The organism is Alteromonas sp. CI.11.F.A3 (assembly GCF_032925565.1).
In the GTDB taxonomy this organism is placed as follows: Bacteria; Pseudomonadota; Gammaproteobacteria; order Enterobacterales; family Alteromonadaceae; genus Alteromonas.
On record NZ_CP136708.1, the window covers coordinates 2,860,689 to 2,879,364 of the forward strand.

Annotated in this window: 19 protein-coding genes; 5 read left to right on the plus strand and 14 right to left on the minus strand. The window is 44.7% G+C overall.

Annotated elements, in window-relative coordinates:
* Positions 1-20 precede the first annotated feature (20 nt).
* The 10 genes from mltG to yceD form a co-directional block, all read right to left on the minus strand.
* Positions 21-1,064 (minus strand): endolytic transglycosylase MltG, encoded by a 1,044-nt coding sequence (mltG, locus tag R1T43_RS12385; protein ID WP_317349283.1) that lies wholly within the window; start codon positions 1,062-1,064, stop codon positions 21-23.
* Positions 1,048-1,983, minus strand: coding sequence for an aminodeoxychorismate lyase (gene pabC, locus R1T43_RS12390; protein ID WP_317349285.1), 936 nt, complete (start codon positions 1,981-1,983; stop codon positions 1,048-1,050). The genes mltG and pabC overlap by 17 nt, the downstream gene beginning before the upstream one ends.
* 119 nt (positions 1,984-2,102) lie before the next feature.
* Positions 2,103-3,341, minus strand: a complete 1,239-nt coding sequence (gene fabF / locus R1T43_RS12395) for a beta-ketoacyl-ACP synthase II (RefSeq protein WP_057792376.1) — start codon at positions 3,339-3,341, stop codon at positions 2,103-2,105.
* Positions 3,342-3,427: 86 nt separating this feature from the next.
* A complete protein-coding gene (gene acpP / locus R1T43_RS12400; protein WP_013784457.1) occupies positions 3,428-3,667 on the minus strand; it encodes an acyl carrier protein in 240 nt (79 codons plus the stop codon).
* A 199-nt stretch (positions 3,668-3,866) separates the two neighbouring features.
* On the minus strand, positions 3,867-4,607 hold the full coding sequence (fabG, locus tag R1T43_RS12405; protein ID WP_317349291.1) for a 3-oxoacyl-ACP reductase FabG: 741 nt from the start codon (positions 4,605-4,607) through the stop codon (positions 3,867-3,869).
* Positions 4,608-4,616: 9 nt separating this feature from the next.
* Positions 4,617-5,546: an ACP S-malonyltransferase gene (gene fabD / locus R1T43_RS12410; RefSeq protein WP_317349293.1), complete on the minus strand. Its 930-nt coding sequence runs from the start codon at positions 5,544-5,546 to the stop codon at positions 4,617-4,619.
* A 73-nt stretch (positions 5,547-5,619) separates the two neighbouring features.
* On the minus strand, positions 5,620-6,585 hold the full coding sequence (locus tag R1T43_RS12415; RefSeq protein ID WP_057792381.1) for a beta-ketoacyl-ACP synthase III: 966 nt from the start codon (positions 6,583-6,585) through the stop codon (positions 5,620-5,622).
* A complete protein-coding gene (plsX, locus tag R1T43_RS12420; RefSeq protein ID WP_057792382.1) occupies positions 6,582-7,607 on the minus strand; it encodes a phosphate acyltransferase PlsX in 1,026 nt (341 codons plus the stop codon). The genes R1T43_RS12415 and plsX overlap by 4 nt, the downstream gene beginning before the upstream one ends.
* Positions 7,608-7,622: 15 nt before the next feature.
* The gene (gene rpmF, locus R1T43_RS12425; protein ID WP_013784462.1) at positions 7,623-7,793 is read right to left on the minus strand and encodes a 50S ribosomal protein L32; all 171 of its coding nucleotides are present in this window, start codon (positions 7,791-7,793) and stop codon (positions 7,623-7,625) included.
* Positions 7,794-7,796: 3 nt separating this feature from the next.
* The gene (gene yceD / locus R1T43_RS12430) at positions 7,797-8,330 is read right to left on the minus strand and encodes a 23S rRNA accumulation protein YceD (protein WP_057792384.1); all 534 of its coding nucleotides are present in this window, start codon (positions 8,328-8,330) and stop codon (positions 7,797-7,799) included.
* Between the two features lie 326 nt (positions 8,331-8,656).
* On the opposite strand from yceD, the gene R1T43_RS12435 reads away from it, so the two are divergent.
* Entirely contained in the window at positions 8,657-9,304 is a 648-nt protein-coding gene (locus tag R1T43_RS12435) for a Maf family protein (RefSeq protein ID WP_317349297.1), read from the plus strand.
* 34 nt (positions 9,305-9,338) lie between these two features.
* Here the strand turns inward: R1T43_RS12435 and R1T43_RS12440 are convergent, their stop codons facing one another.
* Entirely contained in the window at positions 9,339-9,986 is a 648-nt protein-coding gene (locus tag R1T43_RS12440; protein ID WP_211070719.1) for an HAD-IA family hydrolase, read from the minus strand.
* A gap of 83 nt (positions 9,987-10,069) precedes the next feature.
* Positions 10,070-11,014, minus strand: a complete 945-nt coding sequence (gene rluC, locus R1T43_RS12445; protein ID WP_317349301.1) for a 23S rRNA pseudouridine(955/2504/2580) synthase RluC — start codon at positions 11,012-11,014, stop codon at positions 10,070-10,072.
* 703 nt (positions 11,015-11,717) lie between these two features.
* On the opposite strand from rluC, the gene rne reads away from it, so the two are divergent.
* Both rne and R1T43_RS12455 read left to right on the plus strand, forming a co-directional pair.
* Entirely contained in the window at positions 11,718-15,017 is a 3,300-nt protein-coding gene (gene rne / locus R1T43_RS12450) for a ribonuclease E (protein WP_317349303.1), read from the plus strand.
* A gap of 149 nt (positions 15,018-15,166) precedes the next feature.
* Complete coding sequence (locus R1T43_RS12455) at positions 15,167-16,165, plus strand: oxidoreductase family protein (protein ID WP_317349305.1); 999 nt, start codon at positions 15,167-15,169, stop codon at positions 16,163-16,165.
* Here R1T43_RS12455 and R1T43_RS12460 read toward each other — a convergent pair.
* Entirely contained in the window at positions 16,162-16,740 is a 579-nt protein-coding gene (locus R1T43_RS12460) for a TetR/AcrR family transcriptional regulator (RefSeq protein ID WP_317349307.1), read from the minus strand. The genes R1T43_RS12455 and R1T43_RS12460 overlap by 4 nt on opposite strands.
* A 226-nt stretch (positions 16,741-16,966) precedes the next feature.
* On the opposite strand from R1T43_RS12460, the gene R1T43_RS12465 reads away from it, so the two are divergent.
* Positions 16,967-17,737 (plus strand): haloacid dehalogenase type II, encoded by a 771-nt coding sequence (locus tag R1T43_RS12465; protein WP_410548973.1) that lies wholly within the window; start codon positions 16,967-16,969, stop codon positions 17,735-17,737.
* A 75-nt stretch (positions 17,738-17,812) separates the two neighbouring features.
* On the opposite strand, the gene R1T43_RS12470 is transcribed toward R1T43_RS12465, so the two are convergent.
* Positions 17,813-18,271, minus strand: a complete 459-nt coding sequence (locus R1T43_RS12470) for a GNAT family N-acetyltransferase (protein WP_211070714.1) — start codon at positions 18,269-18,271, stop codon at positions 17,813-17,815.
* A gap of 165 nt (positions 18,272-18,436) precedes the next feature.
* Here R1T43_RS12470 and R1T43_RS12475 point away from each other — a divergent pair, with 165 nt between their 5' ends.
* Complete coding sequence (locus tag R1T43_RS12475; protein WP_317349311.1) at positions 18,437-18,658, plus strand: hypothetical protein; 222 nt, start codon at positions 18,437-18,439, stop codon at positions 18,656-18,658.
* The last annotated feature ends 18 nt before the right edge of the window (positions 18,659-18,676 follow it).

Sequence of the window (18,676 nt, forward strand, 5' to 3'; positions counted from 1 at the left end):
ATTATTCGTTGTTGGACTTTTTATTTTCGGTTTAACTGATATTTTCGCACAGCCGCATTATGGGCTGCCAGCGAAGATGAAAATTCGTGGCTACCATCACCTCTAGCAACAAAATACAAAGCATCGGTTTCCATCGGGTTTAATGCGGCCCAAATGGCTTCTTTACCGGCCATCGCGATAGGCGTGGGCGGCAAACCTTTAATAGTATACGTGTTGTAAGGTGTGGGCGTACGAAGGTGCTTACGGGTAATATTACCATCATACGTATCACCAATGCCGTAAATTACGGTGGGATCCGTTTGTAAACGCATATTCTTACGTAGCCGGTTCACAAAGACGCCCGCAATTTTAGTTCGCTCTGCGCTCACCGCGGTTTCTTTTTCAATAATACTTGCCAATATTAGGGCGTCGTACGGTGAGTTCAATGGCAAATCTGCTTGCCGTTGCTGCCATTGGGTTTCAACATAATCTAACATAGCCTTGTGGGCACGTTTTAAAATGCTACTGGCCGCAGTATTAGCGGTAAAAAAATACGTGTCGGCTAAAAATAAACCTTCAGCGCTGCTAGCGTCATTCAGCCATGGTATTGGGGCTGCTTTATTCTCGCTTGACGTACTTGTGGTTTTAATCGTCTCTTCAACCTGAGCTAGCGATACATCATTAATAAGCTCAGTTTGCGCGTTTAGCGTAACCAACCACTCTTTTAGGGTAAGCCCTTCTACCAAACTCACGGCAAAATAATGCTCTTCGCCACGGCTTAGTGTGGCAAACACTTCGCGCAATGATTGCCCTGGTGTTAAACGGTATGTACCCGATTTCACATGGGTATTGGCAGCAAAGAATTTAAGCCAAAGCTTGGTGGCTAATTCAGGGCTATCGATTAAATCCCGCGCCCGAAGCTCCCTTACCACTTTATATCCGCTACTGCCCTTTTCTACCGTATAAAGCTGGGGTTGAGAAATCGACAAGGGCGATGAAGCTTGCCCATTTACATATAAAACGCCAAAGGTAATTGCACCCAATACAAGCGCCAGCATTATCCCAATGCTAATAACTATTCGCATGATCTTCCTGAATTTTATCTAATACTAACCTAGCTAGGATCTTTGCCCCTTCATGAGACGCATTAAATACTAACTCATCGCCAGTTTTTCCTTCGTTTAGCACAACGTTATTAACGGGCATTACGCCCATTAAGGCATTGGTGATCACTAGTGCCTTGGCATTGGCTACATCAGCCAGTGTGTACTCGCCTTCATTAACGACTAAAGCGTTGCTACTTATGTCGCTGTCTTTTGACGAGCTTGGTTTTAACACACTTAATAAACACTGGCGCACAACACCATTTACACCGCAATTATTTACCTTAGGCGTGTGCCATCCGCTGTCAGTTTGAAAAAATACGTTTCCAGCACTGGCCTCAATAAGGTGCCCTTGCGTGTCGAACACTAAAGCATCATCGGCATTGGCCGCAATAACTTCACGCTTAACCAATACCTGCTCTAACCGGTTCATATGCTTAATGCCGCCTAAAAGTGGTTGGATAGCGAGTGGTGTTTTCGCGCATATTACCGATAACCCGGTTGTTTGCAATTCAGCATAATGCGTAGGGTAAGTATGACTAGAAAATCGAACGATGGCAGGCGCTTGGGCATCTCGTGCGTAACCTCGACCGCCCTCTCCTGAAGATACATGGATCTTCATTACCTTTTTAATGCTGGGATGTTCAAGTGATGCAGTAAGTGTATTGATATACTCATCAATAGCCTGTTTTAGTGCAGTCATGTCGAGGGAAATGGCCAATGCTTTGGCATCATGATTGAGCCTAGCAAGATGAAAAGACAGTAGCTCTGCTTTTCCATGACTAACGCACATGGTAGTAAAAACGCCATCACCATAGTTCAGTGCCCTGTCGTTTAAGGCAATTGCATCGGAGGATGAAGGGGTTGACGATGTGGTGTCGGTGTTTGCGACTATTTTCACAACTAGCTCTAATAATTAACGTCTGCCGTGCAGTATACCAAGTTGTTGTGCGCAAACAAGAAAGGCAGCTTGCGCTGCCTTTAATCAATAACTAAGGGTGTCCAAACGATTGCTTGGGCTTAAATTCGTTTGAAAATAAGCGAACCGTTAGTACCACCAAAGCCAAATGAATTACACAGCGCATAGTCTGAAGTAAACATTTTTGCTTTATTTGCCACGAAGTCTAAATCGCATCCTTCACTTGGCTCATCCAAATTAATGGTTGGCGGTGCCATTTTGTCACGTAGTGCCAATATGGTGAAAATAGCTTCTACAGAGCCCGCTGCACCAAGTAAATGACCTGTCATCGACTTAGTAGAGCTTACAAGCATGTTGTGCGCATGTTCGTTGAACACGCGTTTAACCGCTGCCACTTCTGCAATATCACCCGCTGGCGTTGATGTCCCGTGAGCGTTAACGTAACCAATTTCACTGCTTTCAATTTTTGCATCGCGAATAGCGTTACTCATTGAAGCCGCCGCACCTTCACCGTCAGCAGGTGGTGATGTCATATGATAAGCATCGCCACTCATACCAAAACCAACAAGTTCAGCGTAAATGGTTGCACCACGAGCCTTTGCCGCTTCGTATTCTTCTAGCATCACTACACCAGCGCCTTCGCCCATGACGAAACCGTCACGATCTTTATCCCAAGGGCGACTAGCCCCTTGAGGATCGTCGTTTCGTGCAGACAATGCACGTGCCGCAGCAAAGCCAGCAATACCTAATGGCGTAATAGACGCCTCTGAACCGCCTGCTAGCATGGCATCTGCATCGTCATACGCGATAGTACGCGCAGCAATACCAATGTTATGCACACCAGTGGTACACGCCGTCACTACGTTTAGATTCGGCCCTTTAAGACCTTCCATGATAGACAAAAAGCCAGAAATCATGTTGGTGATAGTGGAAGGCACAAAAAATGGAGAAACGCGCTTAGGACCGCTATTCATTAATTTGGTGTGGTTTTGTTCAATTTGCTCTAGCCCACCGATACCTGAACCAATAGCCACACCTACTCGGTGTGCATTCTCTTCAGTTATCGTTAAGCCCGAATCAGCCATGGCCTGTTTACCCGCTGCAATACCCAGCTGAATAAACCTGTCCATTTTCTTCGTTTCTTTTTTTTCTATATATTCCTGCGGGTCGAAGTTATCAACTTGACCAGCGAAACGGGTGGAATAGTCACTGCAATCAAAATGGGTGATTTCACCAATACCGCTTTCGCCTGCTAACAGACGACGCCAAGTCTCATCTACAGAAAGACCCAAAGGTGAAAGCATGCCAAGACCAGTAACCACTACGCGACGTTTTGTCACAAAAAGCCCTCGCATTGGAACCAATAAGGTGGGAATACAAAAACGGCTCTAAAGAGAGCCGTTTTTTAATTTACTATAACGAAGACTTAAGCGTCTTTGTTAGCATTGATGTAATCAATCGCTGACTGAACAGTAGTAATTTTTTCTGCTTCTTCGTCAGGAATTTCAGTATCAAATTCTTCTTCTAACGCCATTACTAGCTCAACAGTGTCAAGTGAGTCTGCGCCCAAATCATCAACGAATGAAGCTTCAGCTTTTACTTCTTCTTCTTTTACGCCAAGTTGTTCAATGATAATTTTCTTAACGCGTTCTTCAATGTTACTCATAATTCTAGGTTTCCCTTAAACGTCACTAGATAGTCAAAGTGCCGCTAGTTTATTTTGCAAGGTACAAGCTTGCAAGCACCAGTTTAAACAATTTTTCTGGTCAAACCAGCGACATCCCAAATTCTTAATGTTCTATTTTTACATCCAAGTTCGGGGAAAATCCACCCCAAACACAGTTAAATTCACAATTTTCGTGAATTTAACCCATATACATACCACCGTTTACATGGATAGTTTCGCCTGTAATATAGGCTGCACCGTTGCTCACTAAAAAGGCAACAGTGGCTGCTATTTCATCAGGTTCACCTAAACGGTTAGCAGGAATATCTTTAAAAATTGCGCTTTTTTGATCGTCCGTCAATGATTTTGTCATGTCAGTATCGATAAAACCAGGCGCAACAACGTTAATAGTTATACCACGAGAAGCCACTTCACGTGCCATAGATTTCGAAAAACCAATAACACCTGCTTTCGCTGCTGCGTAGTTTGCTTGCCCAGCATTACCCGAACTACCTACCACAGAACCGATATTTACGATACGGCCAAAGCGTTTCTTCATCATACCGCGAAGTACCGCTTTTGATAGCGTAAAAATGGCTGTAAGGTTGGTATTAATGATGTCTTGCCATTCGTCATCTTTCATACGCATTAACAAGTTATCACGGGTAATACCTGCATTATTAACCAAAATATCAATGCCACCGAAGGTGTCATTAATTTCCTTGATTATAGCATCTATACTGTCTTTATCGGTAACATTTAGTGCAATACCTTTGCCACCAAACTCAGATAAATATTCAGTAATTGCACTTGCACCACTGTCGCTTGTAGCAGTACCCACAACCGTAGCACCTTGCGCTGCAAGCTGACTAGCAATGGCTTTACCAATGCCTCGGCTTGCGCCTGTTACCAGTGCTATTTTGCCTTCTAACTGACTCATAGCGTTTCCTTATTGTTTTAATGCTTCCACACTTTCTGGGGTGTTTACAGCAATGGATTCTAAACTTTTATTAATGCGTTTATTTAATCCTGTAAGTACCTTACCTGGGCCTACTTCAATGATGCGTTCAACACCTGCGGCAGCCAAGTACTCAACGGTACGCGTCCACTGCACGGGGCAATATAATTGGCGTACCAACGCACTTTTTATTGATGCACCGTCAGTTTCAATGGTCACATCAACATTATTAATGATATTAATTGCAGGGGTATGAACGTTTAATGTCGCCAGCGCGTCTTCTAATTTGTCAGCAGCAGGGCGCATAAGTTCGCAATGCGAAGGCACACTTACCGCTAGTGGAAGCGCTCGCTTAGCACCCGCTTCTTTACATGCAGCAGCAGCTTGCTCAGCGGCCACTTTTTCACCCGCAATAACCACTTGGCCTGGCGAGTTAAAATTAACCGGAGACACTACATCACCTGTGGCAATAGCCGTTTGGTGGCACACATTAGCAATGGTGTTGTCATCTAGACCAATAATGGCATACATAGCACCGGCACCCGCTGGCACCGCCTCTTGCATATATTGTCCACGAGCTTCAACCAGCTTTATCGCATCGGCGAATGACATGGCACCGCCACACACTAACGCAGAATACTCACCTAAACTGTGACCCGCTAAGTAACTCACTTCAATGCCTTGAGCTTCTAGTACGCGCCAAGTGGCAACACTGGCTGCAAGCAAAGCGGGCTGAGTGATATGGGTTTCGTTCAATTTCCCATCGGCGTCGTTTTGTACCAGATCCCAAAGATCGTAACCTAATACGTCTGAAGCTTCTTTGAAGGTATCTAAAACCGAAGGATGGCTGTCGGCCAACTCTTTAAGCATGCCCACAGATTGTGAGCCCTGCCCTGGAAAGACGCAGGCTGTTTTTGTCATTGTTGTTCCTTATTATTTTTTGTATACAACGAATTTTTGAATACAACGAATTCAATAAGACTAATAGAAGAAACTAGTATCGTACCAGCGCAGATGCCCACGCAAAACCGCCGCCGAATGCTTCTAGTAATAAATGTTGCCCACGCTGAATGCGACCATCGCGAATAGCGGTGTCTAGTGCTGTGGGTACTGTGGCAGCCGAAGTATTACCGTATTTCTCTAACGTCACTACCACTTGTTCTAACGACATATCTAGTTTTTTTGCTGTCGCTTTAATAATTCTGAAATTCGCTTGATGAGGCACTAGCCAATCCAGATCAGATTTTTGCATATTGTTTGCCGCAAGGGTTTGCTCAACCACTTCAGACAATTTGTTCACGGCAACTTTGAAAACTTCGTTTCCGCGCATCACGCCCCAGTTTTCGTGAACCGATGCTTCATCGCCACGGGTTGGGTTACCAACGTAAAGTAAATCGCCGTAAGAACCATCAGCGTTGATGTGAGTTGATAAAATACCCGGCTCATCGCTGGCTTCTATAATAGTGGCACCGGCAGCATCGCCAAATAAAATGACCATAGTGCGGTCTTCAGGCGCTATCAGGCGACTAAGACAATCTGTACCAATAACTAAGATACGCTTAGCCATGCCAGATTTGATGTATTGGTCGGCCACACTTAATGCATAGCAATAACCTGCACAAGCAGCTGCCACATCAAATGCAGGAATACCGTTAATACCTAAAATGCGCTGAATTTCACAGGCAGTGCTAGGAAGTGCATAGCGTCCGCTAGTAGTAGCACACACTATCATGTCAATTGATTGAGGGTCGATGCCTGCCATCTCTATGGCTTTTTTACTTGCCTCTGCACCCATGGTCGCAGCGGTTTCTTCAGCACCTATAATTCGGCGTTCTTTAATACCGGTTCTATCAGTGATCCATTCATCACTGGTATCAACCATAACTTCCAAATCGGCATTGGTTCGTATATCACTAGGGTAATAACTTCCGGTACCGATAAATCGAGAATATTTGCTCAAAGCTGCTCCAATAAAACCGTTTCTATCTTCGTTTTTATCTTGTCTGGAACTCGCATCTTTGCTTCTTTCATTGCTTGCACAATGGCGTAATAAAAGGCGTCTTTAGATGCATTTCCATGACTCTTGATAACAATGCCGCGCAATCCTATCAGACTCGCACCATTATACTGGTCGGGGTTCACGCTGTTATAGATAGATTTGAGCAATGGAAAAGCAATTTTGGCCATTAGCCGCGTATAAAAGTTCTTTTGTGACTGGCGCTTCACTTCGTTGATAACTAACTTGGCCAGTCCTTCACTAGATTTAAGCGCAACATTGCCGGTAAAACCGTCAGTAACCACCACATCGGCTTTATCGGTAAAGATGTCATCACCTTCTACATAGCCAATATAATTAATACCTGGTGCATCTTTAAATAATTGATCGGCTAACTTTACGTACGCATTTCCTTTTATATCTTCTTCGCCCACGTTAAGTAACGCAACACGAGGAGAAGGAATGCCTGCTGCTTCTTGCGCTAACACCGACCCCATCACACCATACTGAAATAGAATTTCAGGCGTGCAATTAACATTCGCGCCTAAATCGAGCAAGAAAACATTATGATGACTCGCGGTGGGCATCATGCTGATAAGCGCTGGCCTATCAATACCCGATAAGGTTTTTAATAGATAAAACGATAAGGTTAATAGCGCACCGGTATTACCTGCACTAACGCACGCATCGGCTTCATTGCTTTGAACATATTCAATCACACGACGCATTGAAGAGCGTTTTTTATTTCGTAACGCAGAGGTAGGCGCCTCACCCATTTCAACCACTTGGTCGCAATGAGATACCGTTACCCGACTTCGTTGAGAAGCAGTGAGATTTTGAATTGCTGGGGAAATAACGGCTTGGTCGCCGCATAGCAAAAAATGAACGTCAGAATGAAGTTCAATGGCTTTTACAGCCGCAGAGAGGATAACAGGGGGACCATGATCGCCCCCCATGATATCTAACGCGATGGTTAGCTTAGACAAAATGTAGACGCCGTATTACGCGCCGACTACTTTATTGCCTTTATAGTAACCGTCAGCTGTCACGTGGTGACGACGGTGTGTTTCACCCGACGTTGGGTCGACAGACAAAGTCGACGCAGTCAATGCATCGTGTGAACGACGCATACCACGCTTAGAGCGCGTTTTACGATTTTTTTGTACAGCCATAACTTACTCCTGGTCTCGCTTAAGTTCTTTCAAAACCGCGAAAGGGTTTTCTCGCTCTTGTTCCGGTTCAATCTTTCCAAATGACATATCATCTTTTTTCACTGAGCACTCCTCCTCTGCATGAAGGGGTACGATGGGCAAAGATAAAAGTAACTCGTCTTCAAATATCTGAAGCAGATTAACTTCTCCGTGGTCGTTGACCTCTACCGGTTCGTAAGCCTCGGGTATTGGATCTTCTTCATTTCGTTCTTCTCCCTGCACTGGAGTAAAACAAAAATCCACATCAAGTGTGGTATCAAATTCACCATTACACCGCTGGCAGAGAAGTGTTACCTGAGTGCCTAAATGACCGTGAAATACAGTAAGACCCTGCTCGTCTTTTTTGAACTGCACATCGACGTCCACATATTCACTACATCGGACAACAGCCCCACTTAATCGTTCCATATCTTCAGACACAAGAACACCCCGATAATCGGAACGTTTCATAGCGCTGCTGGTCGGTTCGACCGTATGAGGGAGTTTCACTTTCTGCATAGGGCGCGCATTCTATAGATTCCATATCCCACTGTCAAAGATTTAATGGGCATTTTTGTATAATAATTTAGCGATTTTGTACTTCTTTTCATAAACCGAATTTTAAGGGAATAACCCCAAATAACAAGTAAAAAGAACATGATGTGTCTAAAACATGGGGTGGTTGGTAAAATAGCGTATTGTTGAAAATGCCCAAGTTGGCAAACGGGATTACGCTCCTTTATTAAAACACGCTATATTTAGAGTAAGTTGTGATTACTCTCTAGAGGATACGCAACGCGTAATTCGGTTAATTAACACTTAATGTAAGATTGAGGTTTTGTCGTATGACCACACTCGTTCTAGCTTCATCATCGAAGTACCGCCAGCAATTATTGTCGAATATTGGTATTCAAGTTGAAATATGCAAACCAGATATAGATGAGACTCCCCTACCTGATGAGACCCCCCTTGCGTTGTGTAAACGTTTAGCGTTCGAAAAAGCAAAAAAAATTGCTCAACAACAGCCAGGGAGAATTGTCATTGGAAGTGATCAAGTTGCTTCTGTAGAAGGTCCAGACGGCAAGATTATATTTGGCAAACCCGGCACAGTTGAAAATGCTGTAGCGCAATTAAAAATGTGCCAGGGAAAATCGGTGTATTTCTACACTGCGATAAGTTTGTGTAAAGCTGAAGACGACGATGACCTACCCGATATTCTTACTAGTAATTTAGATACCATTACTCGAGCTGAAGAAACCTGTGTGTATTTTCGTAGCCATAAAGAAGCGCAGCTACGTGCTTATGTTGAAGCCGAAATGCCACTTGATTGCGCGGGGAGTTTCAAATGTGAAGGAATGGGGGCCTTATTGTTCGAACGCATTACCAGCCGCGACCCTAATACTTTAATAGGGCTTCCCGTTATGCTGCTGCATAATATGTTAGACAAACATTTTGATATCGATTTGCTAGACCTAGCGACTGCCAAGGCCTAGCTGTTGAAGATTTGCTTTGCTATTGAACGCCAAACTAGCGAAGCAAAAATTGCTGAAGTTCACCAATGGAGTGCACAATGGTTTCGGGCGCCAATGCTTCAAGGTGTACTTGTGCGTGCACTCCGTAAGAAACCCCTATTCTGCGCATACCAATAGATTTCGCCATTTGCATATCGTAGGTGGTGTCGCCAATCATAACCGCATCGTGAGCACTGATTTTTAGCTCGTCTAAAATTTGCAGTAGCATGTCAGGTGACGGTTTCGACTGGGCATCGTCAGCACATCGTGATGCACTGAAAAAGTGGCCAGTCTCGGTTTGCAACCATGCTCTATCAAGACCTCTACGCGCTTTCCCTGTTGCTACAGCAAGGGTGGCACCCTCTGCTTTTAGTGCTAACAACAATTCTTGCACATCATTAAATAACGGGCACGGCGTAGCATCATGGCTTACGAAGGCTTCTTTATAAGCCAGCACTAAACGCTCAGCTAGGGCGTCATCATCAATGCCAAATAACTGCTTAATAGCAGGTTTTAAGCTAATACCAATAATGTGACTCACCGCATCAGCACTAGGAACAGGCATTTCACAGAGTTTTGCTGCTATCTGCATACAGTTGATAATTTTATCGGCAGAATCCATTAAGGTGCCGTCCCAATCAAAAATAACCAACTTATAGCGCATAGTTACCGCGTTCCTTCTGTATAAAAGAATTCAAATAAATAGGACTTAATTAATAAGTAAATTTACCGAATACCCTAAAAGCGTTATGACAACGCTTTTAAGGTATTGGTTAATGTGGCATCTAACGGAGCGGTAAATTTAACCCGCTCTTCTGTGCCAGGGTGAATTAGCGAAATGCTATGTGCGTGCAAAAATAAGCGGTTTAACCCTTTTTGACGCATAGACTCATCAAACCCGCCATCACCGTATTTAGGGTCGCAAGCAATAGGATGTTCGGCGTGTAAACAGTGAACTCGGATTTGGTGAGTTCTACCTGTTATAGGTGAAGCTTCTACCAAAGTGGCGGTGTCGAATTTTTGCAATATGCGGTAACGGGTTTCGGATGGCTTGCCATCTTCACTCACACTCACCATGCGTTCACCAGACTGCAACACATTTTTTCGAAGTGGTGCTTTTACTTTAAAACGGTTGTCAGGCCATTGCCCTGCCACTAAGGCTTGGTAGCGCTTATCCATTTTACCGGTACGCAACTGCTCATGCATATGACGAAGCGCCGAGCGTTTCTTAGCAATAAGAATGCAGCCAGAGGTGTCTCTGTCTAAACGGTGCACCAATTCCATAAAATTGGCATCGGGGCGCAGTGCGCGTAAACCCTCAATAAGACCAAAGCTCAAACCACTGCCACCGTGAACAGCAATGCCTGAAGGTTTATTGATCACAATAATGCGCTCGTCTTCAAATAATATTTGAGATTCTAGCGCTGCAATTTTATCGAGTTTTGGCGATGGCCCAGGCGTTCCTTCTGATACACGTACAGGCGGAATACGCACTACATCATCGGCAACGAGTTTATATTCGGGTTTTACTCTACCCTTATTTACGCGCACTTCACCTTTACGCAAAATGCGATAAATCATACTTTTGGGCACGCCTTTTAATTGGGTGCGCAAAAAATTGTCTACACGTTGCCCTGCTAAATCGGGTTCAACGGTAACGAAACGGACTGATTGTTGGGTTTGTTCTTTCATAGACTCCATTATAACGCAATGCAAAAGCAGACCGATACAGAAACTTTAATGTGCCTTAAAAATAAAACCCTTTGACTACTTTTGATACTAAACGAGCATTTAGCACAGAAAAACCGCATTATCTGGGCTTATTTACCCCTCACACCTTGCTTAAATTGAACCTTTGATGCCATAATAAAAACTGTATTTTACGCGGCCAAATCATGCCGGTGAAACACAACATTTAACATAGTGAGCATTTAGAGCTGGTTAATTCGTTACCCGCTTATTTCGCCACTTTTGTTATCCATAAGAACAGCGTCACGTTCCAATTGCATTATTCAATGAACACGCAATTTTATATCTGGAACGAGAATTATAGAGGCAACGACTACACTGCCGTTAGATAATTCAGATGCTGTTTGCGAACATAAAATAAGTTCGCCGTTTAGCTAACAGAATTGAATTGACAAACAAGCGCCAGCCTAAGAGCGGTGTTTGTTAAAAAGATAGATAGAGATAAGGGTATGTCGCTCCCGACATCCTTAAGAACAATATAAAACGCGGAACGAGTAACGAAAAACGTTACATGCCACGTAAGTTCAAGGATAATGCGGCGTTACAACAAGGTCCCCGTCCAATCGTGAGATTGCGCGGTGAGGGTTTGTACATGTCACTTTAATTTTGTATCTGGACGGCTGTATTAAAAACAGAGTTAGATACAATGAAAAGAATGTTAATTAATGCAACTCAATTAGAAGAGTTGCGTGTTGCCCTTGTTGATGGGCAGCGGTTATACGATTTGGACATCGAAAGTCCTGGGCACGAACAGAAAAAAGCAAACATTTACAAAGGTAAAATAACCCGCGTTGAGCCAAGCCTCGAAGCGGCATTCGTAGACTACGGCGCAGATCGCCACGGTTTCCTACCTCTTAAAGAAATCGCTCGCACCTACTTCCCTAAAGGCTACCGTTTCGAAGGCCGCCCAAACATCAAAGATGTTATTAAGGAAGGCCAAGAAGTTATCATTCAGATTGATAAAGAAGAACGTGGTCAAAAAGGCGCAGCGCTTACTACTTTCTTATCACTGGCAGGTAGCTACTTAGTATTAATGCCAAACAACCCTCGTGCCGGCGGTATTTCTCGTCGTATCGAAGGTGATGAGCGTACAGAACTTAAAGAATCTTTGAACAAACTAGACCTGCCTGATGGCATGGGCTTAATTGTTCGTACCGCTGGCGTAGGGAAATCTTACGAAGAGTTAGAGTGGGACTTAAAAGTACTGCTTACCCATTGGGAAGCAATTTCTAAAGTGGCTGAAGAGCGCGAAGCGCCCTTCTTAATTCACCAAGAAAGTAACGTAATTGTACGTGCAATTCGTGACTATCTACGTCGCGATATTGGCGAAATCTTAATTGATAAAACCAGTATTTACGAACAAGCATTGCAGCACATCCAACTTGTGCGCCCTGACTTTGCCAACCGCGTTAAGCTTTATCGTGGCGAAGTACCTTTGTTCAGTCATTATCAAATTGAAAGCCAAATTGAGTCGGCCTTCCAACGTGAAGTTCGCTTACCTTCTGGTGGTTCAATTGTTATCGACCCTACTGAAGCGCTTACCTCTATTGATATCAACTCTGCCCGCGCAACCAAAGGCGGTGATATTGAAGAAACAGCACTAAATACGAACCTTGAAGCAGCTGACGAAATTGCTCGTCAACTTCGTTTACGCGACTTAGGTGGCTTGGTTGTTATCGACTTTATCGATATGACTCCAGTACGTCACCAACGTGAAGTTGAAAACCGCATGAAAGACGCGGTTCGCAGCGATCGTGCTCGCGTTCAGCTAGGCCGCATTTCTCGCTTTGGCTTGCTTGAAATGTCACGTCAGCGTTTACGCCCATCATTGGGTGATTCAGCGCACCATGTGTGCCCTCGCTGTTCAGGCCACGGCACCATTCGTGGTACCGAGTCATTAGCACTGTCTATCTTGCGTATTCTTGAAGAAGAAAGCATTAAAGAAAACACAGGCCAAATTGAAGCTCAGCTTCCTGTATCAGTAGCAACTTATTTGCTTAACGAAAAGCGTAAAGCGATTCAAAGCTTAGAAAAGCGTCATGGCGTTAACTTATTGCTTATCCCTAACGCCAACCTCGAAACGCCTCACTACCAAGTAACTCGCCGCCGTCCAGATGATATTCTAGATGATGCAAGCTACGAAGTAGAGTTGATGCCAACGGTTGAAACGGAAACTGAAACCACAACTTCAGCGCCGGTTAAACGTGAAGAGCCAGCATTAAAAGGGTTAGTTGCGCCTACCGCTGCGCCAGTGGTTGCACCTAAGGCAGAAGCGCCTGAAGCTAAAGCTGAAAGCTCACCCTCACTCTTTGCCCGTATTGGTAAATGGTTAGGTGATGTACTTGGCGGTGAAGACGAAAAAGCGAAAGCAGAAGCTGAAGCGAAAGAGAAAGAAAAGCAGAAGCAATCTGAAGGTCGCAACAACCGTGGCGGCAATCAGTCTCGCAACCGCAATGGCGATGATCGTCGTCGCAAACCAAGAAAAAATACTCGTCGTAACCAGCCTCAAAACAAAGATGGCGAACAAGAACAGCGTACGCCGCGTTCTGAGCAAGACGACAAGCCACGCGCGAGTAACAACAAAGGCCGTAAGCCTCGTAAACCTCGTGACGAGACTCAAAAGCCTAAGCAAGAACAAAGCAGAGATAACACCCAAGACGAAGCGCCTAAGACTCAAGATAATAAGTCTCAAGATGCTAAGCCTCAGGAAGCACAGAAGAAACAAGAAGTGGCTGAGCGCCGCAAACGCAGAGATACTCGTCGCAGCGTACGTGTGAAAAAAGATGACAATACACAGTCAAATGAAGCACCGGCTAGCAAACCAGTTAAATCTCTTGCCGTTGATAAGCCTAAACCTGCTAAAGCAGCGCCTGCTGAAACTGAAGAAGTTAATACTGCGCCAGTTCAATCAACTGATGCACCAGCAGCTTCTGAATCAGCAGCGCCAGTAGCGCAAGCCTCTCAACCAACTGATGTTAAGTCGACCACTGAACAAGATACTCAATCTTCTTCAGAGCAAGCGAACAACGACACTGATGAAAATGGTCAAAAACGCGAAAGCCGTGGCCGTTCACGTCGCTCTCCTCGTCATGTTCGTGCTGCTGGTCAGCGCCGCAAGAAGGAAGCGCAGCAGTCTAATGATGACAACAGCGCCCCGGTAGGTGAACAGTCAACTGCAAACCTTGACACTACGCCATCACAAGAAGTGCCTGCTGCCAACGTGAGTGAATCAGCACCTCGTGCAGAAGATACACAAGCGGCTATGCCAGGTAAACTTGAAGCAGATACTGCGCACACTCAAAACGAGAATGCCCAGCCAGCTACTGTTGATACCGCTGCCGAAAACGCTGAAGCGCCTTCTGTTGCTAAAACAGAAGACACTCAAGCCACTAAGCCTGGTGTATTAGCCCCATCGGAAGAGAAGGCTGCGCCTGCTACAACAGAAACTGCAACAGCTAAGCCAGAAGCGCCAGCAGCTGAGTCAGCACCTGAAGTCGTTCAAGACGAAATGCAGTTCGAGCTGGCTTCGCCAAAAAGTGAAGCGGATGCACCTAAGCCAGCTAAAACTGAAGTTACCCCTGCTCCTGCCGCCGAAGCTGCACCTAAACAGGTTGAAATAAACCTAGGTGAAGACTCTGCTAAAGCAGTAAGTGAAACGGCGGCTAAACCTGCGCCGAAAGCCAAGCCTAAGAAGGCGAAAGCAGTGGTAACTAAGCCTATTACTACAGGTGCGCCTGCTAGCAGCCGTGGCCGCATTAATGCATCTGCGCCAATGGCAGCACCTGCATCGGTTGATGACACTTTCAATGACGTAGCGCTTACCGCTAAGTCTGATGATAGCCGCCCAGCCATTGTAGTATCGGGTAGAAGCGCAGCTATTGCTAAAGCAAGTGCCGCTGCATCAGCACCAACAACACTGCCAACCAGTGTTGATGAAAACGCCTAAGCGTGACTAGCAGCCCTAGTTGCTGATAACGATAGTCACTGTGGCTATCACCATGACTAGGAACTAAGGTTGCTAACACACGATAAAAAGCCGCTTAATTGCGGCTTTTTTATTGGTTAATTATATTGTTGTACTGTGGGAGTAAGGCAATGGATAAAGTTAAACCCAGCTTGATTGATTGGCTAGCAAGAACAACCAATAAAGAAGTACGCTCCCCAACGCTTATTCAGTCACTCTGGAGTGGTTATGGCGCATGCTTTCGTGCCACCTTGTTTGATAACGCTGAAAACGCCTTAACCCCTGTGGTGGCGAAGTGCGTTCAACCTTCTTTAGAAATCAGCCACCCTAAAGGATGGCAAAGCAATACCAGTCATCTTAGAAAATGCCGTTCATTTGAGGTAGAGCACTACTTTTACACCTACTTGCAATCTAGCACTAACACTGACTGCCTAACCCCTGCTTGCCTAGCAGCAGCGAGCGGTGAAAACAATAGCAGTGCACATATCTTAGTGATGGACGATTTAGATCACGCGGGATACACCCAACGTGCAACCTCGCTAAGTGTAAAACAAGCGCAGACGGTATTGCGTTGGCTGGCAGCATTTCATGCCCGCTTTATGGGCATTGTTGATTCCAATGTTTGGCCAGAAGGCACTTATTGGCATTTGAGTACGAGGCAAGATGAATGGCAAGCTATGGAAGATGGCCCTTTAAAAAAGGAAGCCGGCAGATTGTCGACCCAGCTTTCATCGGCACGGTTTCAAACCTTATTGCACGGTGATGCCAAGGTTGCGAACTTTTGCTTTACCCCTGACTTTAGCCAATGCGGTGGCGTGGATTTTCAATACACGGGGTTAGGAGTAGGAATGAAAGACGTGGCTTATTTTATTGGCAGCGCATTAAGTGAAAGCGATCAACGAGCCCATACCACTAGCAGCTTAGATTATTATTTCGATTGCCTTCGTAGCCAGCTAATAGGCACCCAGTACGAATCTCAATATCTTGAAATAGAACAGGAATGGCGAGCGCTATACCCCACTGCTTGCGCTGATTTCAATCGGTTCTTAGCGGGTTGGAGCCCAGACCACTGGAAGATAAACGGTGAATTGACGAGGCAAACCAATATCGCCTTGGCAACATTAAATTAGTGTTTTTTCCAAGGCAACCAGGGTAAAGACAGCCTCAGGCTTTCAAGTACATCAGCCTCCTTCGGCTGCTGATAGCCGTAAATCCGAATACCAAAAATAGCCATCATGACTGATGTGGCATACACCTCACTCAGCGCTTCACCATATTCGCTAGCAATCGCTAGTTTGTATTGGGCTTTAGTACGGCTTAAGTAGCTAGCAGCGAGCTCTGCCAGTTTAGGTTCGGTACTGGTAAGTTCCAATTGGGTTTTAATAATAAAGCAGCTTGCATATTCTTTTTGGGTATAATCTTTCTGCCCTCTTGCGGCCACCATGTCGGTCAGCAGCATAATAATGCCCTCGCCAGCTCCATGCGCCATTGCTCGTTTCATTTTGTCAGCACTACGTTGTGCGTAACGGTCTAGGCTTGCAATAAACAACTGCTCTTTGTTACCAAAGCTATTATATAAACTACCAGGCTTTAATCCTGTGGTGCAGGTGACGTCTTGCATAGACGTGCCATGGTAGCCTTGTTGCCAAAACAGCATAATGGTTTTATCCAATATGCTGTCTTTATCGAATTGTGCTTTAGCCATCACGAGAGCCTTTCTTTCGTTTATTCTCTACTTATCTGTTTACATCATAGCAATTTTGAACAAACACTCAAAAAGTTATTGAACCCCATTGCAAAGTCCTTTATCGTTTTGAGCAATCATTCAAAATGTAAGCGTCTATTTTTAAGTCTCTATTTTTAGATCACTCGTAAAACTCACGCTTATTAGTCATTCGCTTACTTAGCTTACTCATCAAAGAGGCCCCCTTATGAAACGATTTATTACTGCGGCACTACTCATATTGCCGTTATTTTCAAGCTATGCTCAACAGCCTACTGACACCACAATGGAAAAGGCTAAGCCTGTACCTCCTAAAGTTATATTCTTCGATGTGAATGAAACCCTGCTCGACCTAACGGCAATGCGAAGTTCAGTGGGAGAAGCATTGGGGGGACGCAATGAGTTACTACCTTTGTGGTTTTCAACTATGCTTCATCACTCACTAGTAGACTCTACCACCCAGCGTTTTCACACTTTCGGTGAAATTGGTGTGGCGTCGTTATTGATGGTGGCTGAAATAGAAGGTATTCCGCTTACCCAAGAACAAGCGAAAACCGCTATTGTTACCCCACTTCGTAGCTTACCGCCTCATGCAGATGTACGTAGTGGCTTACAAGCGTTGAAAGATAAAGGTTATACACTGGTAAGCTTGACCAACTCTTCTAACCAAGGTGTGTATACCCAATTCAAAAATGCTGACTTGCTTGAATTTTTTGAACATCGCTTAAGTGTTGAAGATATCAATCTATACAAACCTGATCTTCGCACATATGCATGGGCTGCTGAAAAAATGGGAGTTAAACCTGAAGATGCCATGTTGGTTGCAGCACACGGTTGGGATATCGCTGGCGCTAAACAAGCCGGTTGGCAAGCTGCCTTTATTGCACGCCCAGGAAAGGTATTGTATCCATTGGCGATTGCGCCAGATTACAACGTGAATGATTTAAACGAATTGGTTGAAATGCTTCCCAACCAATAACGGTTACCGCTATTTTAAAGGGCTGGTATTAACCAGCCCTTATTCCTTCAGCAGTACGTGGATCAAGCTCTTGAATCAAGCTACAGCTTTACGCTTCATATCTACGTGGGGTATATCATCTTCTAAATACATTTGAGAGGTTTGCACAAAACCAAATTTACGATAAAAGGCTAACAAGTATTCTTGTGCACCAATTTCAATATCTTCTTTCGGCCACAAGTTTTCACACTGCTTGATAGCCTCAGCTAACAAATTTTTCCCTGCACCATTGCCTCTGAAATCTGCATGGGTAGCCACTCTGCCAATACTGACGCCAGGATAGCTCACACCCGCAGGTATCAAACGGGCATAAGCGACTAACATGTCACCGTTAAAGCCTAATAAATGTCGCGTATCGCTATGCCTGTCTTTTTCATCAAGTTCAGGGTATGGGCATGTTTGCTCTACCACAAACACATCTACTCGAAGTTTCATAAGCTCGAATAACTGATGGGTATTGAGCTGGCTAAATGTTAGTACTTTCCAAGAAATCATAAGGCTGGTTATTTACTCTTTATTAATGGGGCTAGTTTTATCAAACCTGCATAAAGATAGCATTAAAAAATGGACGGATAAATCAATGAACCAAATGGGATTTGTACCGTCATAACCATTATCTATAAGCCATGAGAATGGCACTTCTCTTCGCAAAGGTAATTTATGTTTAGTAGCAAACTCGCGTCCTTCGCTTTAGTGGTAACTGCATCCCCGTTATTATTCGCCTGCACATCGCAAGACTTATATGAGGCCACTCAAGAGAACCGTCTTCAAGAATGCCGTAAACTCTATGGCGCACAACGAGAAGAGTGCGAAGCTCAATATCAAAAGAGCTATGACACCTACGAGCGAGAGAGAAACGAGGTCATTAATGAAGGCAAGTAACAAATGGGGATCACAAAA